General features: G+C 72.5%; 23 protein-coding genes and 1 tRNA gene. 13 read left to right on the plus strand and 11 right to left on the minus strand.

Annotation, left to right across the window (positions count from 1 at the left end; translation table 11 throughout):
- Nucleotides 1–74: 74 nt before the first annotated feature.
- Both V6R91_RS23965 and V6R91_RS23970 read left to right on the plus strand, forming a co-directional pair.
- On the plus strand, nucleotides 75–773 hold the full coding sequence (locus V6R91_RS23965; RefSeq protein WP_336397363.1) for a HEAT repeat domain-containing protein: 699 nt from the start codon (nucleotides 75–77) through the stop codon (nucleotides 771–773).
- Nucleotides 767–1,801, plus strand: coding sequence for a MerR family DNA-binding transcriptional regulator (locus V6R91_RS23970; protein ID WP_336397364.1), 1,035 nt, complete (start codon nucleotides 767–769; stop codon nucleotides 1,799–1,801). The genes V6R91_RS23965 and V6R91_RS23970 overlap by 7 nt, the downstream gene beginning before the upstream one ends.
- Here V6R91_RS23970 and V6R91_RS23975 read toward each other — a convergent pair.
- The 3 genes from V6R91_RS23975 to gabT are packed head-to-tail and all read right to left on the minus strand — an operon-like array spanning nucleotide 1,786 to nucleotide 5,737.
- Nucleotides 1,786–3,234, minus strand: coding sequence for an aldehyde dehydrogenase family protein (locus tag V6R91_RS23975; protein ID WP_336397365.1), 1,449 nt, complete (start codon nucleotides 3,232–3,234; stop codon nucleotides 1,786–1,788). The two genes, V6R91_RS23970 and V6R91_RS23975, sit on opposite strands and share 16 nt — an antisense overlap.
- On the minus strand, nucleotides 3,231–4,415 hold the full coding sequence (locus tag V6R91_RS23980; protein WP_336397366.1) for an acyl-CoA dehydrogenase family protein: 1,185 nt from the start codon (nucleotides 4,413–4,415) through the stop codon (nucleotides 3,231–3,233). Before V6R91_RS23980 ends, V6R91_RS23975 begins: the two co-directional genes overlap by 4 nt.
- Complete coding sequence (gene gabT / locus V6R91_RS23985; RefSeq protein WP_336397367.1) at nucleotides 4,412–5,737, minus strand: 4-aminobutyrate--2-oxoglutarate transaminase; 1,326 nt, start codon at nucleotides 5,735–5,737, stop codon at nucleotides 4,412–4,414. Before gabT ends, V6R91_RS23980 begins: the two co-directional genes overlap by 4 nt.
- Before the next feature lie 89 nt (nucleotides 5,738–5,826).
- On the opposite strand from gabT, the gene V6R91_RS23990 reads away from it, so the two are divergent.
- Complete coding sequence (locus V6R91_RS23990; protein ID WP_336397368.1) at nucleotides 5,827–7,161, plus strand: PucR family transcriptional regulator ligand-binding domain-containing protein; 1,335 nt, start codon at nucleotides 5,827–5,829, stop codon at nucleotides 7,159–7,161.
- Here the strand turns inward: V6R91_RS23990 and V6R91_RS23995 are convergent.
- On the minus strand, nucleotides 7,158–8,309 hold the full coding sequence (locus V6R91_RS23995; protein ID WP_336397369.1) for a CaiB/BaiF CoA transferase family protein: 1,152 nt from the start codon (nucleotides 8,307–8,309) through the stop codon (nucleotides 7,158–7,160). The two genes, V6R91_RS23990 and V6R91_RS23995, sit on opposite strands and share 4 nt — an antisense overlap.
- Nucleotides 8,306–9,325 (minus strand): LacI family DNA-binding transcriptional regulator, encoded by a 1,020-nt coding sequence (locus tag V6R91_RS24000; RefSeq protein WP_336397370.1) that lies wholly within the window; start codon nucleotides 9,323–9,325, stop codon nucleotides 8,306–8,308. Before V6R91_RS24000 ends, V6R91_RS23995 begins: the two co-directional genes overlap by 4 nt.
- 140 nt (nucleotides 9,326–9,465) lie before the next feature.
- Here V6R91_RS24000 and V6R91_RS24005 point away from each other — a divergent pair, with 140 nt between their 5' ends.
- The 10 genes from V6R91_RS24005 to V6R91_RS24050 are packed head-to-tail and all read left to right on the plus strand — an operon-like array spanning nucleotide 9,466 to nucleotide 20,222.
- Entirely contained in the window at nucleotides 9,466–11,493 is a 2,028-nt protein-coding gene (locus V6R91_RS24005; protein ID WP_336397371.1) for a primary-amine oxidase, read from the plus strand.
- 53 nt (nucleotides 11,494–11,546) lie between these two features.
- The gene (locus V6R91_RS24010; RefSeq protein WP_336397372.1) at nucleotides 11,547–13,157 is read left to right on the plus strand and encodes an ABC transporter substrate-binding protein; all 1,611 of its coding nucleotides are present in this window, start codon (nucleotides 11,547–11,549) and stop codon (nucleotides 13,155–13,157) included.
- A 1-nt stretch (nucleotide 13,158) separates the two neighbouring features.
- Entirely contained in the window at nucleotides 13,159–14,124 is a 966-nt protein-coding gene (locus tag V6R91_RS24015) for an ABC transporter permease (RefSeq protein ID WP_336397373.1), read from the plus strand.
- The gene (locus V6R91_RS24020; RefSeq protein ID WP_336397374.1) at nucleotides 14,121–15,005 is read left to right on the plus strand and encodes an ABC transporter permease; all 885 of its coding nucleotides are present in this window, start codon (nucleotides 14,121–14,123) and stop codon (nucleotides 15,003–15,005) included. Before V6R91_RS24015 ends, V6R91_RS24020 begins: the two co-directional genes overlap by 4 nt.
- The gene (locus tag V6R91_RS24025) at nucleotides 15,002–15,997 is read left to right on the plus strand and encodes an ABC transporter ATP-binding protein (RefSeq protein ID WP_271061555.1); all 996 of its coding nucleotides are present in this window, start codon (nucleotides 15,002–15,004) and stop codon (nucleotides 15,995–15,997) included. The genes V6R91_RS24020 and V6R91_RS24025 overlap by 4 nt, the downstream gene beginning before the upstream one ends.
- A complete protein-coding gene (locus V6R91_RS24030) occupies nucleotides 15,994–16,761 on the plus strand; it encodes an ATP-binding cassette domain-containing protein (protein ID WP_336397375.1) in 768 nt (255 codons plus the stop codon). The genes V6R91_RS24025 and V6R91_RS24030 overlap by 4 nt, the downstream gene beginning before the upstream one ends.
- Nucleotides 16,758–17,777: a P1 family peptidase gene (locus V6R91_RS24035; protein ID WP_336397376.1), complete on the plus strand. Its 1,020-nt coding sequence runs from the start codon at nucleotides 16,758–16,760 to the stop codon at nucleotides 17,775–17,777. The genes V6R91_RS24030 and V6R91_RS24035 overlap by 4 nt, the downstream gene beginning before the upstream one ends.
- A 2-nt stretch (nucleotides 17,778–17,779) precedes the next feature.
- The gene (locus V6R91_RS24040) at nucleotides 17,780–18,424 is read left to right on the plus strand and encodes an FMN-binding negative transcriptional regulator (protein WP_336397377.1); all 645 of its coding nucleotides are present in this window, start codon (nucleotides 17,780–17,782) and stop codon (nucleotides 18,422–18,424) included.
- Nucleotides 18,421–19,614, plus strand: a complete 1,194-nt coding sequence (locus V6R91_RS24045) for a C45 family peptidase (RefSeq protein ID WP_336397378.1) — start codon at nucleotides 18,421–18,423, stop codon at nucleotides 19,612–19,614. Before V6R91_RS24040 ends, V6R91_RS24045 begins: the two co-directional genes overlap by 4 nt.
- Nucleotides 19,611–20,222, plus strand: a complete 612-nt coding sequence (locus V6R91_RS24050; protein ID WP_336397379.1) for a hypothetical protein — start codon at nucleotides 19,611–19,613, stop codon at nucleotides 20,220–20,222. Before V6R91_RS24045 ends, V6R91_RS24050 begins: the two co-directional genes overlap by 4 nt.
- 89 nt (nucleotides 20,223–20,311) lie before the next feature.
- Here the strand turns inward: V6R91_RS24050 and V6R91_RS24055 are convergent.
- The 6 genes from V6R91_RS24055 to V6R91_RS24080 form a co-directional block, all read right to left on the minus strand.
- A tRNA-Gln gene (locus tag V6R91_RS24055) sits at nucleotides 20,312–20,386 on the minus strand.
- A gap of 90 nt (nucleotides 20,387–20,476) precedes the next feature.
- Nucleotides 20,477–20,968 carry a lipocalin family protein gene (locus V6R91_RS24060; protein ID WP_271060784.1) on the minus strand — a complete coding sequence of 164 codons (492 nt, stop codon included), beginning with the start codon at nucleotides 20,966–20,968 and terminating at the stop codon, nucleotides 20,477–20,479.
- A 29-nt stretch (nucleotides 20,969–20,997) separates the two neighbouring features.
- A complete protein-coding gene (locus V6R91_RS24065; protein WP_336397380.1) occupies nucleotides 20,998–21,390 on the minus strand; it encodes a nuclear transport factor 2 family protein in 393 nt (130 codons plus the stop codon).
- Between the two features lie 288 nt (nucleotides 21,391–21,678).
- On the minus strand, nucleotides 21,679–23,187 hold the full coding sequence (gene gltX / locus V6R91_RS24070; RefSeq protein ID WP_336397381.1) for a glutamate--tRNA ligase: 1,509 nt from the start codon (nucleotides 23,185–23,187) through the stop codon (nucleotides 21,679–21,681).
- A 12-nt stretch (nucleotides 23,188–23,199) separates the two neighbouring features.
- Nucleotides 23,200–24,003 (minus strand): class I SAM-dependent methyltransferase, encoded by an 804-nt coding sequence (locus tag V6R91_RS24075; protein ID WP_336397382.1) that lies wholly within the window; start codon nucleotides 24,001–24,003, stop codon nucleotides 23,200–23,202.
- Nucleotides 24,003–24,761 carry a class I SAM-dependent DNA methyltransferase gene (locus V6R91_RS24080; RefSeq protein WP_442928178.1) on the minus strand — a complete coding sequence of 253 codons (759 nt, stop codon included), beginning with the start codon at nucleotides 24,759–24,761 and terminating at the stop codon, nucleotides 24,003–24,005. The genes V6R91_RS24075 and V6R91_RS24080 overlap by 1 nt, the downstream gene beginning before the upstream one ends.
- Between the last annotated feature and the right edge of the window lie 133 nt (nucleotides 24,762–24,894).

A 24,894-nucleotide genomic window follows, 5' to 3' on the forward strand; every position in this document is an offset into this window, starting at 1 on the left:
CCGACGGCGTCCGCCCTCTTCCCTTGACCTTGACACGGTGACAAGGTCGATGCTGGAGGGCGGAGGTGGTCGAGATGACCCGGACAGACCGGACGGACCCGGTGACCACGATGCGGCACGCCCTGGCGGCGACGTCGTCGTCGACCCGACTGCAGGCCGCGCTCACGGCGGGCACACGCCCCGCGGAGGCGTTCGTGCCGCCGCTCGTGGAGCGCTGCGCGGTCGAGCCGGACTTCTTCGTGCGTGACATGCTCACCTGGGCGCTCACCCGCCACGACCCGCGGATCGTGGTCCCGCTCATGCTCGCGGAGCTGGCGTCCCCGCTCCCGCAGGCCCGGAGCCAGGCCTTGCACACGCTGTCGAAGATCGGCGACCCGGCCACGTGGTCCGCGATCACCGACGAGCTGCTGCGCGACGAGGACGACGAGGTCGCGCGCGCGGCCTGGCGCGTCGCGTCCGGCCTCGTCCCCGCGGACGGGGTCACCGCGCTGGCGGAGACGCTCGCGACGCAGTTCGGCCGGGGCGATCTCGCGCTCCAGCGGAGTCTCAGCCGCGCGTTCGCCGTCCTCGGCGCGCCCGCCGCCCCCGCCGTCGCGTCGGCGCGCCACCACGCCGCGGAGCACGTGCGCCTGCACGCCCTCGCCACGGAGCGGATCATGGCGGACCCGGACGAGGGGTTCGAGACCGCGCTCGCCGAGGCGCGACGACTGGTCGCCCTTCGCGCCGCGCCCCGGACGGGGACGGGGACGGGGACGGGGACGGCCGGATGCTGATCGGCGAGGTGGCGGAGCGCTCGGGGGTGAGCGCCCGGATGCTCCGCCACTACGACCGGATCGGCCTGGTCTCGCCCGCGCAGCGCACCGCCGGCGGCTATCGCCGGTACGCGGAGGAGGACCTCGCGCGCCTCTTCCATGTGGAGGGACTTCGTTCGCTGGGCCTCGGACTTGCGGAGGTCACCGCTCTCCTCGACGACCCGTCGTACCGGCCCGCCGAGCTGGTCGACCGGCTCATCGCCCGCACGCGCGAGCGACTGGCGAGGGAGACGAGCCTGCTGCGCGATCTGACCCGGGTGCGGGCGAGCGCCCCGGACGGGTGGGCGGACGTGTTGCGGACGGTCGCTCTGCTTCGCGGCCTGGACGCGGAGAGCCCGTCCGCACGGCAGCGGCTCGCGCTGGGCCTGGAGGGCGACGAGCGCGAGGCCGCTGCTGTCGTGGACGCCGCGCTGGCGGAGGCTGATCCGAACGCCGCCGGCGCCCTCGACTGGGCGCTCGCTCAGATCGGGGACGGCGTCGTCCCCGATCTCGTCGATGCTCTCGGCTCCGGGGAACCCGATCGCCGCCGTCGCGCCGTGGAGGCGCTGCAGAAGCTCGGCACATCCCGCGCGCAGGAAGCGCTGGCCGCCGCCGATCCGCATCCCGACCCGTTCGTCCGGGCTCGCGCCTTCCTCGCCCGAGGGCGCCGCGGCGACGTCGACGCGATCACCGGCCTGGTCGCGCTCGTCGTCGAGGGGCGCGACGACGTGGAGGCGGCCGACGCCCTGACCGCCCTCGCGCTCCGCGAGGAGCCGATCCCGGTCGTCGCCGCTCTCCGGGACGCACTGGGCGGCGCCGACGAGGCGGCGCGCGCCCGCCTCGTCGCGGCTCTGGCCGAGATCCCCGGGGCCGAGGCGGACGCGCTGCTGAGGGAGCGGACGGAGGATCCGGACCGCCGAGTCGCCCTCACCGCCGCCGCGCTGCTGCGCCGTCGGAGCGAGGCCCCGACCGGACGGGGAGGGAACGACCGGGATCAGCCGCGGAGGTAGACCGTCGCCGTCTCGGTGAAGAAGTCCCGGGCGGCTGCGCCCTGTTCCTTGGGGCCGAGCGCGCTCGCCGCGGTGCCGCCGAACGGCACATGGAGATCGGCGCCGGCGGAGGCGGAGTTCACATGGACCACCCCTACGCGGATGTCCTCGATCGCCGCGAGCGCGTCGGCCAGGCTCGTCGTGAACACCGCGGTGGACAGGCCGTACTCGCTGTCGTTGACCAGGCGGATCCCCTCCGCGGTGGACGAGACCCGGCGCACGCCGACCACGGGTCCGAAGAGCTCTTCGGTCCAGAGCTCCCCCGGCTCGTCGTCGTCCAGCTCGAACACCGACGGCGGGACGAAGTACCCTTCCGCGAGCGGCCCTGACGTGTACGGCTCGGGAGCGATCACGGGCGTCGCGGTGGCCCGTGCTCGCGTGAGCGCCGCGACGACCCGGGCGCGGGCGACCGCGTCCACCACCGGCCCCACCTCCGCGCCCTCGTCCAGCGCGTCGCCCACGGTCATCGCCGCGGTGCGGGCCGCGAGCCGGCGGAGGAAATCGTCGGCGACGTCCTCGTGCACGATCACCCGGGAGGTCGCCGTGCACTTCTGGCCGGCGGCGCGGAACGCCCCGAGGGCCACCTGCTCGACCGCGACGTCGAGATCCGCGTCGGCCAGGACGAGCGAGGCGTTCTTCCCGCCGAGCTCGCCCTGGAAGGGGACGCCGCGTCCGGCGAGCTGCGCGGCGATCATCCGGCCGACCCGCGTGGAGCCGGTGAAGGTGACCGCGTCGACGTCCGCATGCCCCACGATGGCCTCGCCGACCTCGGGGGCGCCGTTCACGAGGTTCAGCACGCCTCGGGGAAGACCGGCGCCCTCCAGCGCCTGCGCGAAGCGCATCGCCAGGAGCGGGACGGAGGTCGCCGGCTTCCACACCACGGTGTTCCCCCAGACCAGTGCCGGGGCGAGCTTCCAGGCCGGGATCGAGATCGGGAAGTTGAACGGCGTGATCGCGCCGACGACCCCGACCGGGCGACGGATCACCAGGATGCGCTCCCCCGGGGTCGGCGACTCGAAGACCTCGCCGCTCTGACGCTCGACCTCCTGAGCGTGGAACCGGAGGATGTTCGCGGCGTGACCGGTCTCCGCGATCGCCTCGACCAGCGTCTTCCCCTCCTCGCGGGCGAGCTCGCGCCCCCAGTCCTCACGATGCGCCTCGATGGCGTCCGCCGCCCGGAGGAGGATCGCCGCGCGAGCACGTGCGGGCGTTCTCCGCCACCCCTCGAACGCGGCCCGGGCGGCGCGGAAGGCCGTGTCGACGTCGGCCGCCGAGGCCCCGCGCCCCTCGGCCACGACGTCCGACGGACGACTGGGGTTCAGGTCGACGAGAGGCTCCCCGCCCCCGGCGATCCACCGCCCGTCGACGAAGTGACGGATCTCGGACGCGCTCATGACAGCTCCTCGTAGGCGACGGGACGGAAGGCCGGGAATCCGGTGATGTGGGCGCCGAGCACCAGGGTGTGGATCTCGTCGGTCCCCTCGTAGGTGCGGACGGACTCCAGGTTCGCGGCATGCCGCAGCGGCGAGTAGTCGCCGGAGACGCCGTTGCCGCCGAGGATGGTCCGCGCCTCGCGCGCGATCGCGATGGCCGCACGGGTGTTGCCGAGCTTCGCGACGGAGATCTGGTGCGGGGCGAGCCGGCCGGCGTCCTTCAGCCGGCCCAGGCGCAGAGCGACCAGCTGCGCCTTCTCGATCTCCAGCGCCATGTCGACGAGCTTCTGCTGGGTGAGCTGGAAGGCGCCGATGGGCTGGTTGAACTGCATCCGCGACCGCGAGTATGCGAGGGCCGTCGCGTAGCTGTCCCGCGCCGCCCCGACGACGCCCCACCCGATACCGTAGCGGGCCTCGTTCAGGCAGGCGAACGGGGCGCGCAGCCCTCGCGCCTCGGGCAGCTGGGCATCGGCCGGCAGGCGCACGTCGGTCAGGGCGATGTCGCACTGGATCGAGGCGCGCATCGACAGCTTCGGGGCGATGGGCGTGGCGACGAAGCCCTCCGTGTCGGTGGGGACGAGGAAGCCCCGCACACCGTCGTCGGTCTGCGCCCAGATCACGGCGACGTGCGCGATCGAGGCGAGCCCGATCCAGCGCTTGGCCCCGTTCAGGACCCAGCCGTCGCCCTCGCGGCGCGCGAACGTCGTCATGCTGGACGGGTCCGACCCGGAGTTCGGCTCGGTGAGCCCGAAGCACCCGATGACCTCCCCACGGGCCATCCGCGGCAGCCACCGCTGCTTCTGCTCCTCGCTGCCGTGCTTGTGGATGGCGCTCATGGCGAGCGACCCCTGCACGGACACGAAGGTGCGAAGACCCGAGTCCCCCGCCTCCAGTTCCATGGCCGCGAGCCCGTACTCGACGGCGCTGCGCCCCGCGCATCCGTAGCCGGTGAGGTGCATCCCCAGCACGCCCAGATCCGCGAGCTCAGGAACGAGGTCGGTCGGGAACACCGCGCGGTCGTACCAGTCGGCGATGTGGGGACGGATCCGGGCGTCGACGAAGGAGCGCACGCGGTCGCGCACCGCCCGTTCGTCGTCGGTGAGCAGTTCGTCGAAGTCGAGCAGATCGGGAACGACGGTCATGCGGCGGCCTCCTCGGCGGCGATGGATCGGATGGCGGTGGTGAGGATCGCGAGCCCCGTCTCCAGGATGGACTCGTCGATGACGAGCGGCGGCAGAAGGCGGATGACGTTCCCCTGCGTGCCGCAGGTGAGCGTCACGACCCCCGCGGCATGGCACGCGGCGGAGATCCGCTGCGCGAGGTCGGGCCGCGGGGCGAGCGTTCCCGGGTCGGCGAGCTCCACCGCCATCATGGCTCCGCGCCCACGGACCTCGGCGACGAACGCCGCCTCCGCGACGAGGGGCTCCAGATGGTCCCGGATGATCCGCTCGATGCGGGCGACCCGCGGAAGCAGCTCGGGGTCCTCCAGCACCTCGAAGACCGCGAGAGCGGCCGCGCAGGCCAGAGGGTTGCCCGCATAGGTGCCGCCGAGCCCGCCGGCGTGCGCGGCGTCCATGATCTCGGCGCGTCCCGTCACGGCACTCAGCGGGAGGCCGCCACCGAGCGCCTTGGCGGTGAGCGTGAGGTCACCGGCGACCCCCTCGTGCGCGCTCGCGAAGAGCGCGCCCGTGCGGCCCAGTCCGGTCTGGATCTCGTCCACGACGAGCACGATGCCGTGCGCGTCCGCGATGCGGCGCAGGCCCGGGAGGAAGCCGGGGGCCGGGACGACGAAGCCGCCCTCGCCCTGGATGGGCTCGACCACGAGCGCCGCGAAATGCTCGGGGCCGTGCCCGGCGATGATCCGCTCGATCTCGGCCAGGGCGGTCACGGCGTCGCCGCCTCGCAACGGATTGGCGTTCGGCCCCCGGACGACCTCGCCGGGGAACGGCCCGAAGGAGGTCTTGTACGGGTGCTCCTTCGCGGTCATCGCCATGGTGAGCAGCGAACGGCCGTGGTAGGCCTCGTCGACCACGAGCACACCGGGTCGTCCGGTGTACGCGCGGGCGATCTTCACCGCGTTCTCGACCGCCTCCGCGCCGGTGCTGAACAGACCGGTGCGCTTCGCGAAGTCGCCCGGGACGTTCTCGTTGAGCCATTCGGCCACGCGCACGAATCCCTCGTACTCGGTCACCATGAAGCAGGTGTGGGTGAAGAGGTCGAGCTGCGCCGCGACGCTCTCGCGGACCCGCGGGTTCGCGGCGCCCACGCTGGTGACGGCGATCCCCGAGGCGAGGTCGATGAGGGTGTTGCCGTCCACGTCCTCGAGCGTCGACGTGCCGGCACGCGCGACGAAGACCGGCAGCGTGATCCCGAAGCCCGAGGGCACGGACGCCTCACGCCGGGCGTGGAGCTCACGGGAACGAGGGCCGGGGATCTCGGTGCGCAGGAGGGGAACGGTCGTCATGGGATCGACGCTAGGGCTCCGCTCGTCCCGGGTCCTATGCGGTCCGCCCAGATCTTGCACCGTCGGTGTGCATCCCGCACACTGACAGGATGGTCTCCCTCGGCGCGCTCGTGCGCACGGCCGGTTCCGCCCTGCGCCCGCTGGCGCCGTTCGACGCCGCGCGTCCGCTCACCGGCGTGCACGTCTCCGAACTCGACGATCCCGGACGCTACCTGGACGGCGGCGAGCTGCTCCTGACGACCGGCATCCCGCTGCTGACCCGGTCGATCGACGCGTACGTCGACCGGCTCCGCGCGTCCGGCATCGGCGCGATCGGGATCGGCCTCGGCGAGGGATGGGACGATGCGCCGTCCGCACTGATCGACGCCTGCCGCGACCACGGCATCCCGCTGTTCGCGGTGCCGGACGGCGTCCCCTTCCTCGACGTCTCGCGCGCGTACTGGTCGCTCTCCGGCCAGGGCGGCAGGGACGAGGCGGCGCGCGCGGCGCACGCGCACACCCGTCTCGCCCAGGCTGCAGCGGGGCGGGATCCGATCACATCGGTCGTGCGCCAGCTCGCGCAGGCGATCGGAGGCTGGGTCGCGTGGCTGCCGTTCGGCCGGAGCCGCACGGCGGAGCGCCTGCATCCCGCGTCCCTGGAGGGCATGCTCCCCGCGGTCCGCGACGACGTCGAGCGGTCGATCCTGCGATCCGGGGCACGGGCGGCCTCGTTCGTCTCGCACGGGTCCGCCGTCGTCGCCCACGCCGTGACCGACGGCGCCGACACGATCGGGGCGATCGCGCTCGGCACGGGACGCCCGCTCTCCCGGGCCGACCAGCAGCTCGCGCTCACCGCGTCCGCGCTGATCGGTCTCGCCCTCGCCCCGGGATCGACCGGTCCGGAGCGGTGGATCACGGAACTGGCGCTGGACGGGGAGGCGGGCGCCGCGCGCGCCCTGGCCCGGACCGCCGGCGTGGCGCTGCCGGCGTCCGTACGCGTCCTGATGTCGGCGGCGTCCTCCGGGCACGCACTCTCGGCCTCTCGCGACGGGCTTCACGTCGCGCTTGTGCCCGCCGATGTCATGCCGGACGGGACCCTCGGGGTGCTGAGCGCACCGGTGGGGATGGAGGACGTGCCGTCCGCGGCCGCCCGGATGCGCGCCCTGCACCGCACGACGGCACCGGATGATCTCGTGGTCGAACCGGAGTCGCGCGCTGCCCGCTGGGCCGAGGCGCTCGCGAACGCGGATCCGGCGCTCGAGAGGACCGTCGTGGCGTACCTCCGCCAGCGCCACCAGACGGAGCGTGCGGCGCGGGAGCTCGGCGTGCACCGGAACACGGTGCGACCCCGCCTCGTCGCGGCGGAACGGCTCCTCGAGGCCTCCCTGGACGACCCGGACGTCGCGGCCGAGCTGTGGATCGCGCTCCGCGACCGCGGCGCCTAGCGGGGCGCGTCCAGCCAGGCGCGGATGGCCGGATCGTGCTCGCCGAGGCGTGGCGGTGCCGCCGGCCGGACGGGGATCTCCGGCGTCCACCGGAGCGGCGAACGGATCTGGCGCGAGCGCCGCCCGTCCGCGCCCCGCGCCTCCTGGACGGGCTCCAGGCCCAGCCGTTCCGCCAGCGCGATCCCCTCTCCGATCGTGTTCACGACACCCGCGGCCACGCCCACTCGGTTCAGCCGCTCGGCCCAGACCCCCGCCGGGCCCTCCGCCAGCGCGGACTCCAGCTCCTGGACCAGGGCCGCGCGGTGCCGGACCCGGTCCGGGTTCCTGGCGAAGCGCGGGTCGGCCGCGAGCTCGGGCCGGCCGAGCTCCTGCGTCATCCGGGCGAACTGCGCATCGTTGCCGCAGGCCACGGCGATCGGCGCGTCCGCGCACTGCAACGACTCGTACGGCGCGATCGACGGGTGGCGGTTGCCGAGTCGCCCGGGCTCGACCCCCGCGCCGAGGCGCGCGGACACCTGGTTCACCAGGGCGGCCTGGAGGCTCGACAGGAGGTTGACCTCGATCTTCGAGCCGCGCCCGGTCCGCTCTCGACGCCGGAGCGCGGCGAGGATGCCGATGACGGCGTCCTTGCCCGTGAGCACGTCCACCAGGGCGACGCCGGCCTTCATGGCGTCACCCCCGGCCTCGCCGGTGATGTGCATGAGCCCGCCCACCGCCTGCGCGACGAAGTCGTAGCCCGGAAGGGCCGCCCCTTCGCCGAGTCCGAAGCCGCTGACGGACGCGTAGACGAGACCGGGGTGGTCCTCGGACAGGCGTTCCCAGTCGAAGCCGAGCGCCGCGAACAGCCCGGGGCGGAAGTTCTCGATCACGACGTCGCTGCGGGCGATGAGCTCGTGCGCCCGATCCCGGTCCGCGGGATCGGTGAGGTCGAGGGCGACCGACTCCTTGCCGCGGTTGGCCGACTCGAAGTAGGTCGTCATGCCGGAGTCGGCATACGGCGGACCCCACGCCCGGGTGTCATCGCCCGTGCCGGGACGCTCGACCTTGATGACGCGGGCGCCGAGGTCCGCCAGCGTCATGGTCGCCAGGGGCCCGGCGAGGACCCGGGAGAAGTCCGCGACGACGATGCCCTCCAGCGGCGCGCTCACGCCCGCACCCGCAACGGGTGGGCCGTGGAGTCCCGTGCGACGACCGAGATGGGGAACTCGACGTCCGTCCCCGGCTCGGCCCTCCCCTCCAGCAGGTCGATGAGCAGCTCCGCGCAGGCGACGCCGGACTCGCGGGGGCGCAGGTCGATGGACGTGATCGACGGCGAGAGGAACGGCAGCGACGGGTGATCGACGCAGGAGACCACCGTGATGTCCTCGCCGATGGTCCGCCCCTGACGTCCCAGCACGGCCACCACCTCGATCGCGCTGGAGTCGGGGCCGCAGATGACCACGTCGGTGTCCGGGTGCTCCCGCAGCAGCCGCTCCGTCGACTCCCGGACGGCGAGCCACGGCGCATCGAAGGACACCGGGGCCAGCACCGGGTCGAGCCCCCGGTCCGCGCAGGCCGCACGGAAGCCCGCCACCAGCTGCCGCGACCAGTCCGTCGCGTCCGGCGCGACCAGCAGCGCCGGGTGCCGCGCGCCCGTCACGTCGATCTCCGCGAAGAGCCTGCGCATCCCGGCCTCGTGCGACGACCAGACGACGCCCGCCGGCGTCCCCGGCACGTCCTCGGGAAGGTGCTCCTGGGTCACGATCGGCATCCCGGACTCCATGAGGGCGGGCAGGCCCGGGTCTCCGGACAGGGGGTCGCCGATGATGAGCCCGTCCGCACGGATGGGCCGCGACCGCCCCGAGGACACCGAGGGGCTGACGATGGTCACGTCGATGTCGTGCGCCGCAGCGCTGGTCACGATGCCGAACGTGAAGGCCATGTAGTAGGACGACCGCGACACGACCTCCGGCAGGACGATCCCGATGGTCCCGATCGATCCCCCGCGCAGATGACGGGCCGCGGTGTTGACCGAGTAGCCGAGCTCGGCGGCCGCTGCGAGGACCGCCTCGCGCGTGGCCGTGGAGACCCGCCCGACACCGCTCAGTGCATCGGAGGCCGTGGTCTTCCCGACCCCGGCGCGCCGAGCGACGTCGATCAAACGGGCGCGCCGTGGCTCTTGCATGCGGCCGATTCTAACCACACCCCGCACACCGTCATCTGCCGGAAACAGATCGGGTCTTGCGCTGTAACACGCTTATCGCATACTTTTGCCGGAACGTTCCGGCACACCGACGTTCCGAGATCGAATTCGACGGAGATTCCATGAACTGCAGCTGCCACACGTCCGGCCACGTCCCGCGCTCCCGCGAGCTCGGCGACGGCTCCGGCGCCCCCTACGCCACGCTCTCGGCCGACGAGCTGCGCCGCGTGAGCGAGGTGCTGCGGGCGAACGGGGCGCTGGAGGACACACACCGGATCGCCTACGTCGGACTCGACGAGCCGGATCGTCGCGTCGTCGCCGCAGGATCCCCTGTGCCGCGGCGCGCTCGCGTCCAGCTGCTCGACCTGGACGACGGGCGGGCACGGGCCCTGATCGTCGACCTCGACGACGGCACGATCGCGCGGGACACGGACATCGATCCGGACCGCGACGGCCAGGTTCCGCTGCTGCAGGAGGAGCACGCGATGATCCGCGAGCTGATCGGCGCCGACGAGCGCTGGATCGCGGCCCTGACCGCCCGTGGGATCGACGACCCGGCGACGGTCGCCCTCGCGGGGCTCTCCGCCGGGCGCTTCCCGATCGAGGGCGAGCAGGGGCGACGGCTGGCCCGCGTCCTCGGCCACCACCAGCCGACCCCGCAGACCATGCCCTGGGCGCATCCCATCGACGGCCTCGTCGCCTACGTGGATCTCGGCGCCCGCGTGGTCCTCGACGTCATCGACACCGGCGCCGTGCCGATCCCCCAGGAGACCGCCGACTATCACCTGCCGGGCACGTTCGGTCCGGAGCGCACGACGCAGAAGCCGATCGTCATCCAGCAGCCGGAGGGGCCGAGCTTCTCGTTCGACGGGGACGTGATCACGTGGGAGAAGTGGACCGTGCGCGTCGGTTACGACATGCGCGAGGGCCTGATCCTGCACGGCGTCGGCTTCGAGGACGACGGCCGGGTCCGCCCGATCCTGCACCGCGCCTCCATCGCGGAGATGCTCGTGCCCTACGGGGACCCGGGCCCGGTCCGGTTCTGGCAGAACTACTTCGACACCGGCGAGTACCTGCTCGGCCGCCTCGTGAATTCTCTGGAGCTCGGCTGCGACTGCGTCGGCGACATCACTTATCTGGACGTGCCGATCGCGGACGCCCGAGGGAACGTGAAGATCCTGCCCCGGGCGGTCTGCATCCACGAGGAGGACGCCGGGGTCCTCTGGAAGCACACGGAACAGTTCACCGGAACGACCGATGTCCGCCGCCAGCGACGGCTGGTCATCTCGTTCTTCGTCACGGTCGGCAACTACGACTACGGCTTCTACTGGTACCTCTACCTCGACGGCAGGATCGCGTTCGAGGCGAAGGCCACCGGGCTCGTCTTCACCGCCGCATATGACGAGCGCACCAGCCGCTACGCGAGCGAGCTCGCCCCCGGGCTCGCCGCGCCGTACCACCAGCACCTGTTCTGCGCCCGCCTGGACATGGCCGTGGACGACGGCCCCGCGGTCGTCCACGAGGTCGACGTGCAGACGCTTCCCCGTGACGAGGACAACCCCCATGGCACGGCGATCGGCTTCACACGGACGCCGCTGCGCAGCGAGAAGGAGGGACGGCGCCGCGCCGACGCGGCCGTCGACCGGACGTGGCGGGTCAGCAGCGCGACGGCGCGGAACCGCCTGGGCCGCCCGACCTCCTACGTCCTGAGGCCGGAGGGCAGGCCCGTGCTGCTCGCCCATCCCGACTCGGTCATCGCGTCGCGCGCGCGGTTCGCCACCTCGGACCTGTGGGTCACCGCCTACGACCCCGAGGAGCGCTACCCCGCCGGCGACGTGGTGAACCAGAGCGCGCCCGAGCAGGGGCTTCCCGTTTTCGCCGCCGACGACGCTTCCCTCGACGGCGCGGATCTGGTTCTGTGGCACACGTTCGGCCTCACGCACTTCCCCCGCACCGAGGACTGGCCGATCATGCCCGTCGACGCGTGCGGGTTCACCCTCACTCCGCACGACTTCTTCGACCGCAACCCGACCCTCGACGTCCCCGCTTCCCCCGCCGCGTGCGCGTGCTCCCCCGATCACACGCACGCCGCCGACACCGCGCACCACCCGCACCACCTGTCCGTCCCTCCGGCGCCGCATCCGGCGTGAGCCGCATCGTCCCGCCGCCGGCGTCGTCCGACCACCCGAAGGGAACACCCCACATGACCACCGCAGCCCGAGCAGGGACGGCCATCCTCGCCGTCGCCGTGCTCGCCCTCACCGGTTGTACCGCCGGCGCCTCGCCGGACGCCGCCCCGACCAAGGACGAGGCGGCCCCCGGCTTCCTCGCCGTCGCCGACGCGTCCTTCGACGCCGGGGGCGACCTCGTCGTCCAGGTGGACTACGACACCGCCGAGGCGAGCGGCCTCGACCCACAGGGCGCCGCGACCGCGCGCTCCTGGATGCTCGAGGGGCTCGTCTACGAGACCCTCACCACGATCGACGAGAACCTGGAGGTGGCCCCGCGACTGGCGACATCCTGGGAGACGCCGAGCGACACCGAGTACGTCTTCACCCTGGCCGAGGACGCGGTGTTCTCGAACGGCCGGGCGATGACCGCCGACGACGTGGTCGGAAGCCTTCAGCGCCTGCTCGAGAACCCCACCACGTGGACGGGCCAGCTCGGACCGATCGCCTCCGTGCAGGCGACCGGGGACCGAGAGGTCACGGTCACCCTCTCCGAGCCCTATGCGCCGTTCCTCGCGGCCCTCGCCAACACCCCCGCCGCGATCCTGCCCATGGCGGAGATCCGGGCGGGCTCGGTCGACATCACGACCGAGATGCTCGGCACCGGCCCGCTCGTCGCCACCGCGCACCGGCAGGACGAGGAGTGGACGTTCGCCCCGAACCCGCACCACCCTGACGCGAGCACCCTCGGCTTCTCGTCCCTGACGATCGACATCGTCGGCGACGAGGCCACCCGCGCCGCGGCGCTGCGCGACGGTTCCGCCGACTTCGCGGTGCTGAACTCGATCGACTCCGCCGAGCTGCTCGCGAACGCGAAGGACGTGACCGTCGTCGGCCAGACGAACACAGACTTCCACTACCTGATGATCAACGCTCTCACCGGCGACGAGGCGCTGCAGGATCAGGATGTGCGCTTCGCGATCAACTCCGCGATCGACCGCGCCGCGATCAACGAGCTCGCCTTCGCGGGATCCACCGCCGCCACCGGAGTGACCCCGGCGGGCCTTTCTGACGCCTGCACCCCGGAGGATCTCCCCTCCGCAGCGAGGGACCTCACCGCCGCGAAGAGCGTGATCGACGGCGTCGGCGGCCTCGATCTGGACCTCGTCGTGTACACCGACGAACCCGTCCTCGCCCAGATTGCTCAGGTGATCCAGCAGAACCTCGCCGAGATCGGCGTGACCGTGAAGATCCAGCAGGTCGACTACGCGACTTACTCGGACCAGGTCTACGGAAGCCCGGCGTCGTTCGACCTGGCTCTGAGCTGGTTCGCCGGCTACGCGGATCCCGCCATGGTGACGACGTGGTGGAACCCCGAGGTCGCCGGGTTCTCGTCCGTCTTCATGAAGGGGTCCGACGAGCTCGACGCGCTCATCGCCGACGGGTACGCCACCGAGCCGGGCGCGGATCGCGCCGCCGCGTTCGACAGCCTCTGCGCCCTGGCGGACGAGCAGAGCGAGATGATCCCGCTCGTGCTGCGGCCGTCCACCATCGGCTGGAACACGCGATCGCTGTCCCCGACGCTGACCACCGACGAGGGTTACGGCAACTTCCTCCGGCACCTCACCGCGTTCCGCGCGAGCTGACATGGCCGTCGCCCTGTGGTCCGTCCGGCGCATCGGCGCCGCACTGCTGACGCTGCTGGTGGTCTCGGTGCTGATCTTCGCGTCCGTCCGCCTGATGCCGGGCGACTACACCGACCTCGTCCTGGGTCCGCTCGCCACCGACGCGCAGCGGGCCCAGGCGGTGGCCGAGTCCGGCCTCGACGATCCCGTGGTACTGCAGTATCTCCACTGGGTCGTCGGCGTCCTCACCGGCGACCTCGGGCACTCGTTCGTGTCCAACGTCTCGGTGTCGGAGGAGTTCGCGGCCCGCCTTCCGGTCACCGCGACGATCGCGCTGCTGACCATCGTGGTCACGCTGCTCGTCGGCATCCCGCTCGGGTTCCTGGCCGCTCTGCGCTCCGAGGGCAACGCCGGGGCGGCCGGTCGCATGATCAGCGCCCTCGGCATCAGCATCCCGGAGTTCCTGCTGGCGGGACTCGTCGTGTTCGTCGTCTCCACCCTCGGGCTCGGCGTCTCGGTCGGCCGCTTCGCACCCTTCGCCTCCGATCCCGGGCGCTTCTTCGGCTCGCTGGCCCTGCCGGTGGCCGTCCTCTCGGTCGGCTGCGTGGCGGTCGTCGCCCGGAACACCCGCGATGCCGTCATGAACGTCCTCGTCGAGCCGCACATCCAGGCGGCGGTCGCCCGTGGCGAGACGCCGGCGTTCATCGTGCGCCACCACGTGCTGCGCAACGCCGCCGCCCCGATCCTCACCATCGTCGGCGCCCTCGTCGCCGTGCTCCTCGGAGGCACGGTGATCGTCGAGTTCGTCTTCGACATCCCCGGGATGGGCTCGTACCTGCAGACCGCCCTCGGCCGACGCGACTACGCGATCGTGCAGAGCGCCGTCCTGCTCGCCGCCCTCGTCTTCATCGTCGCGAGCCTGCTCGTCGACCTCGTCGCCACCGCGCTGGATCCCCGCCTGCGCCTGACCGGAGGGAGCCGCCGATGACCGTCGCGCCCACCGCCGTGCACCGCGTCCGCGCCGCCGGCCAGGCGTCCCGAGGCGCCTGGCGCCGCAGCGACGCCCTGCTGCGCACGGCGGTCGTCGTGCTCGGCCTCATCGTCTTGGTCACCGTGATCGCGGTGCTGACCGGTCTCGCCGGGTCCACGAGCGCCACGGTGGGAGGGCGTCTGGAAGGTCCGTCCGTGACGGCGCCGCTCGGCACCGACAACCTCGGCCGCTCTCTGCTTCCCCGCCTGTTCCAGGGGATCGCGACCACGCTCGTCGTCTCGATCGTCGCGGTCCTCTGCTCGGCCGTGGTCAGCACGGTGCTCGGCATGGTCGCCGGATACTACGGCGGCGCGGTCAACGAGGTCGTCATGCGGGTCGCGGACGTCCTGTACGCGTTCCCCGCGCTCGTGCTCGCGATCCTCGTCTCCGCTCTGCTCGGCCCCGGCCGGCCCGCGGCGATCATCAGCATCGTCGTCATCACGATCCCGTTGATGACCCGCGTCGTCCGGCTCGCGACACGATCCGTCTCCGAGCGGGACTTCATCGTGTCGGCCAGGATCAGCGGCGTACGGACCCCCGCGATCCTCGTCCGGCGGGTGCTGCCGAACATCGCCGGGACGATCGCCGTCCAGGCCAGCTACGCGCTCTCCGTCGCCATCCTCGTGGAAGGCGGCCTGAGCTTCCTCGGCTTCGGCGTCCAGGTCCCCGAGGCCTCGCTGGGTCTGCTGATCCAGCAGGGCATGCTCTACATGACCCAGGCGCCGCAGCTCCTCATCGCCCCCGGCGTCGTCCTGGTCGTGTCGATCCTCTGCATCAACATCATCGGAGACGGGCTGCGGGACCGCTTCGAACCGCGAGAGACGAGGTCCCTCCGATGACCGCCCTGAGAATCAGCGACCTCGCCCTGGAGTTCACCGGGACGACGACGGTGCGGGCCCTGGACGGGGTCGACCTGGAGGTGGACGACGGGAGCTCCCTCGCCCTCGTCGGCGAGTCGGGATCCGGGAAGTCCACCCTCGCCTCGGTGGTCGGGCGTCTCCAGCCGCGCTCCGCCCGGATCGTGCGCGGACGGGTCGACGTCGACGGCATCGACGTGCTGAGCCTCGGTCCCGACGCCCTGCGCGCCTACCGCAGGGACACCCTCGCCTACGTCGCCCAGGATCCGATCGGCTCCCTCGACCCGACGATGCGGATCGGCGCCCAGCTGCGCCTGGTGCTCCGAGCGGTGGGCGAAGACGATTCCCCGCAGCGGCGGACCGCGCTGCTGGAGGCGATGCAGATCGCGGACGCGCCGCGCGTCCTGCGCCTGTTCCCCCATCAGATCTCCGGAGGCATGGCCCAGCGCGTCGCCATCGCGATGGCCCTGTGCCGCCGCCCCGCCCTGCTGATCGCCGACGAGCCGACCGCCGCCCTGGACAGCCAGGTCCGCGAAGAGGTCGTCCGGCTGATGTTCACACAGGCGCGGGAGCAGGGCACGACCATCCTCTGGCTGAGCCACGACCTCCCCGCCGTCGCCCGCTGGTGCGACGAGGTGGCGGTGATGTACGCGGGACGCGTCGTCGAACGCGGCGGCGCCGCCGAGGTGCTGGGCAGCCCCGTCCACCCGTACTCCCGTGCTCTGGCCGCGACGGATCCGTCCCGCGCACGCCGCGGCGAGCGCCTGGCGAGCATCCCCGGGGCGCCGCCGGTGCTCCACGGCGAGGCGGAGGGCTGCGCGTTCGCGGCCCGCTGCGCCTTCCGCGTCGACGCGTGCGAGATCAGCCGACCGGCGCCGGTGGCTCCGCGACACAGCCTGTGCATCCGCACGGCGGAGCTGGCCGGCGCGTCACCGGGCGAACCTCGCCCGGCTGCGCAGGAGGTCCGCGCATGAACGCCGTCACCCCCGCTGTCGAGCTCGCCGACGTCAGCGTCTCCTTCGCCTCGGGCGCCGGCGCGCGCCGCCGTGAGACGACCGCCATGTCCCGGGTGAGCTTCTCGGTGGCGCCGGGGCAGACGCTGGGGCTCGTCGGCGAGTCGGGATCGGGCAAGACCACGACGGGATCCGTCGTGCTCGGCCTCCGGCGCCCGGACTCCGGCGAGGTCCGGTTCCAGGGCGCCCCCCTCGCGCGGAGCCTGCGCTCCCGCGCCGGACGGATGCAGGCCGTGCTGCAGCATCCGCGATGGGCGCTGGATCCGCGGTCGACGGTGCTCTCCTCGGTGCTGGAGCCGCTGCTCGTGCACGAACGCCGCAGCACGGAGACCGAGGACCGCGCGATCGCGATGCTCGAGCAGGTCGGACTGCCCTCGTCGTTCGCCGCTCGACGCCCGCACCAGCTCTCCGGCGGGCAGCTCCAGCGCGTGAGCGTCGCGCGCGCCCTCGTGACACACCCGTCGTTCCTCGTGTTCGACGAGGCCGTCAGCGCGCTCGACGTGTCCGTCCAGGCGCAGATCCTCAACCTCATCCGGGATCTGCAGGACGAGCACGGCTTCGCCGCGCTGTTCATCTCCCACGACCTCGCGGCCGTGCGCTACATCTCGCACCACGTGGCCGTCATGCGCGCCGGTGAGATCGTCGAGATCGCGCCGACCGACGTCTTCTACGACCTTCCGCAGCATCCCTATTCGCGTCAACTGTTCCAGGAGCTCTCATCGTGACCGACACCCCTCGCCTCGCCCCCGTCGCCGCCGGAGGCCCCCGGCGCTCGAACGGCGACTTCGCCCTCGCCCCCGTCCACGGCACCGACCGCGGGCAGGTGGAGTACGACTTCCCCGGGGTCCTCCTCGGGACCGCCGAGTACGCCGAGGGGCCCACCGGGGCGACCGTGCTCTCCATTCCCGCGGGAGCACGCACGTTCACGGACCGCCGCGGCGGAGCGGTCGGCGCGAGCGGGCTGTACGGGTACAACCACGCGATCTGCCTCGCGGGCGGCTCGGTCTACGGGCTCGCCGCGGTCGCCGGCGTGTCCGAGGCGCTGTTCGGCCGCGTCGGGCACCGATCCGGCTTCGACGAGCTCCAGCTCGTGTCGGGCGCGATCATCTACGACTACTCCGTGCGGGACAACTCCGTCTACCCGGACGCCGCGCTCGGCCGAGCGGCGCTGGACGCGGCACGCCAGGGCGTGGTCGAAGTGGGCCGGGTGGGCGGCGGGGCGTCCGCGTCGTCCGGCAAGGTGGATCCGTCCCGCGTCGAGTTCACCGGCCAGGGCGTGGCGTTCCGACAGGTGGGCGACGTGAAGGTGCTCGTCGTGACCGTGCTCAACCCCTATGGCGTGATCCTGGACCGCGAGGGCCGGATCGTCCGCGGCAACTACGACACGACGACCGGCGAGCGCCGCCACCCCGCCCGCGACTACGAGGAGGCGATCGGCGAGTCCGGCCTCGTGGACGCGATGTCGGGCAACACCACCATCACGGCGGTGGTGACGAACGTACAGCTCACCGACATCGAACTGCGCCAGTTCGGCCTCCAGGTGCACAGCTCGATGCACCGCGGGATACAGCCGTTCCACACCCCGCTCGACGGCGACACGCTGTTCGCCCTGACGACCGACGAGGTCGCCCTCCCCGCGGACCCGGCCACGTCCCGCGGCCGCCTCTCGCTGAACTCGACCGCGGTGGCGACGCTCGCGGGAGAGACGGCCTGGGACGCGATCCTCTGCGCGGCGGGCTGATCGTGTACGAGTTCGAGAAGTACCGCGCGCCCTCGCAGGACGAGGTCGCCGAACTGGTCCGCCGTCACCCGTTCGCCCTGATCGTCTCCAACGGCGGCGGTGCCGCCGGGGCGCCGACCGCCACCCACACCCCGGTGATCGTGGAGCGGATGGCGGAGGACGGCGGATTCGTCGGCGCCGAGCTCCTCGGCCACGTCGCGCGGAAGAACCCGCAGTGGCAGCAGATGGCGGACGGAGATAGCGTGCTGCTCGTGTTCACCGGGCCGCACGACTACGTCTCCCCGACGACCTACGCGGACGATCCCAACGTCCCCACGTGGGACTACGCCGCCGTGCACCTGACCGCCCGCGTGACGGTCCTCGGGGGCGCCGAGGACGGGATGCATGTCGTCACGCGCACGGTCGAGGAGCTCGAGGCCCTCGAGCCCGTCGCGTGGGACATGACGAGCTCGCTGCCGACGTTCGAGCGGATCGTGGGCGGGATCGTCGCGTTCCGCTTCGAGGTCCTGGAGCAGCGCGCCGTCTTCAAGGTCAGCCAGGACAAGCCGCGGGAGGTCCGCGAGCGCGTCGCCGCGGCATCCCGCGCGCGCGGGTGCCCCTACGGCGACGTCGCCGAGCTCGTCGAGCGGATCGGAGGCGACCGATGATCGTCCACGAGTGGACCTCGGAGACCGCGGACCCCCGCGAGGAGGGACGGCGCTTCGGCGAGCGCTGGGCGTCGCAGCTGCACGAGGCCCGCGACGCGTACCGGCGCCTGTTCGCGCAGTCCGGCGTCACGGGCGAGGAGGCCGACGATGTCGTCGCCGAGTGCCGAGCCGCGGTGGAGGCGTGGGCGCCCGAGATCGCCGAGGAGTTCCACGGCGTCGCGGAGGGGAGCGCCCTGGAGGTCGCCGACGTGCACCTGCTCACCGCGCGCACCGAGGTGCTGGCTCGGATGACGCCGTCGATGGAGTGCTCCACGATCGTGTTCGTGCCCGCGGGCGCCCGTCCGCCCCGCACGCTCCAGACGTGGGACTGGCACGAGACCCTCTCGAACGAGACGGTGGTGCGGCGCCTGCGGACCGCGAGCGGGGCCCGGGTCGTCACGTTCTCCGAGTTCGGCCAGCCGGCGAAGATCGGCGTCAACGACCGCGGACTCGGCGTGCACTTCAACATCCTTCACCACCGCAGCGACGGCACACAGGCGGGCGTCCCCGTGCACGTGCTGTCCCGGATGATCCTGGACCGCGCGTCCACCGTGGGCGAGGCGGAGGCCCTGGCCCGGAGCGTCCCGCTCGCCGCGTCCAGCGTGCTCACCGTCGTGGCCTTCGACGGCGACCGGGCGGAGGCGGCGGCGATCGAGGTGTCCCCCGCCGGCGTGGCCGCGCTGGCCGTGACGCCCGGCGGCGTCCTCGCGCACACGAACCACTTCCTGGACGAGGAGCTGGCGGCCGGCGAGTTCTCGCCGTACGAGACGACGAGCGTGCCGCGGTACCGCTGCCTGGTGGACGCCGCCGATCTCGCCCGGATCGAGGACGACCGCGAGCGGGCCCTGGCCTTCGGCGGCATCCCCGACGCGCCGATCTCCGTCCGTGCCCGCCAGGACCAGCCGGAGCACCTGCGCTGGGAGACGAAGCTGACCGTGGCCCTCGACGTCGAGCACGGCGCGATCGCCTTCGCGGCCGCCGCACCCGCCGACGTCGCGCAGGCGCCGTGGCATCGGATCGGTGTCGACGACGGCGCCGCCGAGGCCCGGAGCGAGGAGCACGGACGGCGTCCCGCGGCGACGCTCACGCCCGGGATCGCGACCGAGACGGGCGGCGCGCTTCCGCCGGCTCCCGCCGATCCCGCCCGGTGAGCACGCTGCTGCACGCCGGCGCGCTCGTCCTCGCGGCGATCGCCGCCGGGGCGCTGTGCGTCGGCGGGCGCCGGACCCGACCGGCCGAGGCCGCGGCCGGGGTCGCGATGCTCGTGGGCATGACGGATGCGATGACCGTGTCCGTCCTCCCGGCGGCGCTGTGGTCCGCGGTCCTCCTCGCCGCGGCGATCGGTCTCGCCGTGCGCCACCGCTGGACGGCCGCCGTCCCCGTCTCGCCCGCCCCCGTCTCGCCCGTCCCCGTCTCGCTCGCCCCCGCCGAGCCGGGAGGGAACCGGGCACCGATCTCGGGTCGGGCATCGGCCGCGGCGGGATCGCGGTCGTCCATCGGCCCGCATCTCGCGCTCGGTCTCGTCGCGACCGCGACCCTCATCCTGCTGATGCCCGCTCGGGCCCCGGGCGTCGTGCCGGTCCTCGGCGCGCACGGGCACGGCGGCGGCTCCCCCGTCCCGATCCTCCTCGCCGTGCTGGCTCTCGGGACGGTCGTCGCGACGGCGCTCGCTCTTCGTCGGGATCGTTCCTGGCCGCACCGGGTCCACCATGCGGCGATGGCGGCCTCGACCCTCGCGATGACCGCCCTCGTCGCCTGACGCCGTAGCCGGCGGCGCCCGGCGTCATCGACGGATCACGCTGAGAAAGACAAAGACCCCCGGTCTCCTTCGGAAACCAGAGGTCTGTATGGCTGGGGTACCTGGACTCGAACCAAGAACAACTGAACCAGAATCAGCCGTGTTGCCAATTACACCATACCCCAAGGGCGGAACCGGAGCCCCGCACCGAGGTTCAAGCTTACCCGAGGCCCAGCCAGGAGCCAAACCGGGCGCGCCGCCCGCGTGTGGCGCGCTCAGACCTGCACGACATGCCCGGACTGGCGTGCGCGGATCCACGGCGAGAGGTCGAACCCCTGTGCGCGGGCGGTCGCCAGGAACTCCGCCTCCACGTCGTCGGAGATGTCCGGGGTCCGGGAGAGCAGCCACAGGTAGCGCCGATCCGGCGTGCCGACGAGCGCCGTCGTGTAGTCGGCGTCGATCCGCAGCACCCAGTAGTCCGCCCGTGTGAACGGGATCCATCGGAGCCCCTCCGGGAGGAAAGTTACCCGCAGCCGCCCCGGATGCCCCTCGACCGGTTCGGCCTGGCCGACCGCCTGCGTCGGCTGACCGTCGGCGTCCAGGCATCGGTTGTCGACGCGGACGGTGCCGTCCTCGTTCTGCGCGTACTCGGCGGTCACGTCGCTGGCCTCGTCGTCCTCGAACCGGAGCGGCAGGCGCCCGACCTCGAACCACAGCCCGAGGTAACGGAACAGCTCCAGCTCAGGCACCGATGTCACATCCTGCATGCCTCCCCCTTCGTCCGGCGTCCGCCGGGTCAGTGCGTGATCGTCGTCTGCTGGTACAGCGCGAGACGAGGCTGGCCGTCCACACGGCGGTAGACGCTCGACATGAGCGCCGTGAACGGCTCCGTATCCGCGCCCGAGCCCGCGCCGTCCTCGCGGGACGCGACCGCGCGATAGATCAGCGCTGCGGCATCGTCGCCCATCGGCAGATGACGCTCGTCGCTCAGCTCGTAGCGGGCCCACGGCGGAGCCGCGTCGAGCGAGGCGGCGACCTCGTCCCGGCCCATCACGGCACCGTTCACCAGCACCATGACCGCGTCCGGGAGCATCAGCTCGCCGTAGAACGCCCCGCCCTGCCCGGAGCACAGCGCCCGCCAGCCCCGATGCTCGAGCTCGAACAGCTCATCCTTGCCGAGTGCGCGCATACCGTCACGCTACGTGCGCCCTGCTTCCGCCGGAAGCCCCCTTCCGTCCCCGCCCGCCCTGAGGTATGGGGCCCGGGATCGGCGCGCCACTCCGGATCGGGGCGCGACGCAGGGGTTCGGGGCGCGCCCAGGGTCCGATTCCCCCCAATCTCGACCCCGAACCCGGCCCAGGAATCACGGGGGCGCCACGCGGGATTGGGGCGCGGTATGGGGGTTCGGGGCGCGAGATGGCCCCAAAACCCCCGGAACTCGGCCCCAAGCCGGCCCCAATCCGGCCCCAAACTCCCGTCAGCGGGCGAGGAACTCCGCGAGGGAGGTGAGACGACGCAGGGTCTCCTCCTTGCCGAGGAGCTCCATCGACTCGAACAGCGGCGGCGACACCCGGCGGCCGGTCAGCGCCACCCGCGGCGGACCGTAGGCGACGCGGGGCTTGAGCCCCAGGCCGTCCACGAGCGCGGCGGACAGCGTCTCCTGGATGGCGGACGGCGTGAAGTCCGCCAGCGGCTCCAGCGCGTCCACGCAGGCGGTCAGCACCTCGGCGGCGTTGCCCGGCAGCCCCTTGAGCGCGTCCTCCTCGTACGAGACCGTCTCCGCGAACAGGAACCCGAGCATGCCCGGCACCTCGCCGAGCAGCTGCACGCGCTCCTGCACGAGCGGGGCCGCGCGGAACGCGAGCACGATCTGCTCATGCGTCGGCTCCCCGCCGAACACGTCCGCCGCCGCGAGGTACGGCAGGATCCGCTCGGCGAAGTCCTTGGGCTCCAGCATCCGGATGTGGTCGCCGTTGATGGACTCGGCCTTCTTCTGATCGAAGCGCGCGGGGTTCGGGTTCACGTTCTCGATGTCGAACGCGGCGGTGAACTCCTCCAGCGAGAACACGTCGCGATCCGGGCCGATCGACCAGCCGAGCAGGGCCAGGTAGTTCAGCAGCCCCTCGTGGATGAAGCCGCGCTCGCGGTGCAGGAACAGGTCGGCCTGCGGGTCGCGCTTGGAGAGCTTCTTGTTGCCGGTCTCGCCGAGGACGAGCGGCATGTGGGCGAAACGCGGGACGAAGGTCGTGACCCCGGCATCGATGAGCGCCGCGTAGAGGGCGAGCTGGCGGGCGGTGGACGGCATGAGGTCCTCGCCGCGGAGCACGTGGGTGATCCCCATCAGCGCGTCGTCCACCGGATTCACGAACGTGTACAGCGGCACGCCGTTCGGACGCACGATCACGAAGTCGGGGAAGGATCCGGCAGGGAACGTGACCTCGCCGCGGATCAGGTCGACGTACGTGACGTCCTCGTCCGGCACCCGCAGGCGCAGCGCCGGCTGACGCCCCTCGGCGCGGAAGGCGGCCTTCTGCTCGTCGGTGAGATCGCGGTCGTGGTTGTCGTAGCCGAGCTGCTTGGCCCGTCCGTTCGCCTCGTTGCGGGCGTCGATCTCCTCGGCCGTCGAGAAGCTCTCGTAGACGCTCCCCGCGGCGATGAGCTTGTCCAGCACCTCACGGTAGATGTCGTGGCGCTCGGACTGCCGGTACGGAGCGTGCGGACCTCCGACCTCGACGCCCTCGTCCCAGTCGATCTTCAACCACGTGAGCGCGTCGACGAGCTGGCGGAAGCTCTCCTCGCTGTCGCGCGCGGCGTCCGTGTCCTCGATGCGGAACACGAGCTTTCCGCCGGTGTGACGCGCGTAGGCCCAGTTGTACAGGGCGGTGCGGACCATGCCGACGTGCGGCAGGCCGGTCGGCGACGGGCAGAAGCGGACACGCACATCCGAGCCGGTGGCGGTCGTGGTGCGGGGATCGGGAGTAGCCATAGCCCTTCGATTCTAGTTGTCGGCCGTCTCCCCCATGGTGCGCGGTGCGTTCGTCGTCACCGCGACGGCGGCGGTGTGCCTCAGCGGGAGCATGCCGTCCTCGGCATGCTCATCGACGATCTCCTCGAAGGCCGCCTGGAAACGACGTCTCTCCCGGTCGTCGAGTCCGGCGAAGCGCGCGCCCGCGCCGGCGACGCCGCCCTCCACCGACGCCCACAGCGCCGAGGGTCGCACCCGCCACACCCACGAATGCTCCCGGACGCTCAGGAGTCGGTCCCCCTCCTCCCATCCCGCGTCACGGAGCATGCCCTCGAACCCGTCGACCGAGCGCTCGAAGTCGTTCTCCGGCGCCAGCCGCGCCGGAGGCGCCTCGGGCAGACCCGCGCGGATCACGACGGATGCCCAGAACCAGGAGGGGGACACGACCCACGTCGTGGCGACCGCGACGAGCCGGCTCACACGACCCAGCTCCCGCGCCGAGGCGCGCGGATCCTCCACGTGGTTCAGGACGAAGTTCGCGACGGCCGCGTCGAACGCGTCGTCCGCGTACGGAAGGACGGGCAGTCCGCCGGACTCCATCCGGAGTCCCGGGTGGCGTTCCCGCGCGACGTCGCGCATGCTCTCCTCCGGCTCGCAGGCCGTGACCGCCCAGCCCGCCCGCGCCAGCAGCGCGGCGACGTCGCCCGGGCCCGCGCCGACGTCCAGCAGGGTGCCCCCGTCCGGCGCTCCGAGCGCCGCGACGATGGGACCGCTCGTCCCCGCGCACAGGTCGGCGTACGACGCAGCGTACGCCGGCCCTGTCCCCTGCCACCCCATCAGGCCCCGTCGACGGGCTTGCGCCACACGGAGACGTGCGAGGTGCTCTCCCCGGTGAACGACGTCCGGTCCCAGTCCGCGTACCGCGCGACCGGCTCCAGTCCCGCCAGACGCGCCATCAGATCGAGCTCCGACGGCCACACGAAACGAAAGTGATGCGGGCGATGCCGGAAGCGCCCATCGGTCTCCCGGACGTAGTGGTGGGAGACGGCCCGCTGGGTGACGAGGTCGTACTGATCGAATCCGAGGTGCCCCTCCGAGATGTCGAAGGGCACCGCGTCGTGTCCCGGCGGCATGGAGCGCAGCGACGGAACGCCGACCTCGACGACGAAGTGCCCGCCGGGGTCCAGGTGCCGGGCGGCGTTGCGGAAGCACTCGACCTGCGCGTCCTGGGTGTACAGATTCCCGATCGTGTTGAACACGAGGTACACCAGGGAGAAGCGCCGATCCAGCCGCGTGGTGGCCATGTCTCCGATCACCACCGGGATCGCGCCGGTCTTCTCCCGCAGCTTCGCGGCCATCTCCGGGGAGTACTCGATCCCGTGGACGGGCACGCCGCGCTCACTCAGGGGCACCGCGACCCGCCCGGTGCCGATGGCGAGCTCCAACGCGGATCCGTCGCCGGCGAGCTCCGAGAGGAAGCCGGAGGTCGCCGCAAGCAGCTCGGGCGCGAACATCGGGTCGTCGGGGTCGTCGTAGTGGTCGGCCTGTTCGTTCGTCCAGAGGTCGCTGGGAACCGCGTCGTCCGTCATGACCATCACCCTACAAACCCCGGGCTGCCTCGTGCCGCGGTACGTCTCCGGCGGAGACCTTTCGGATCAGCGGACCGGCTCGTCGCCCTTCTCCCCCGGACGCGTCGTCCTCCGCGCCGGTCGGACGGTCCTCCCGAGC

The organism is Microbacterium sp. CCNWLW41 (assembly GCF_037083505.1).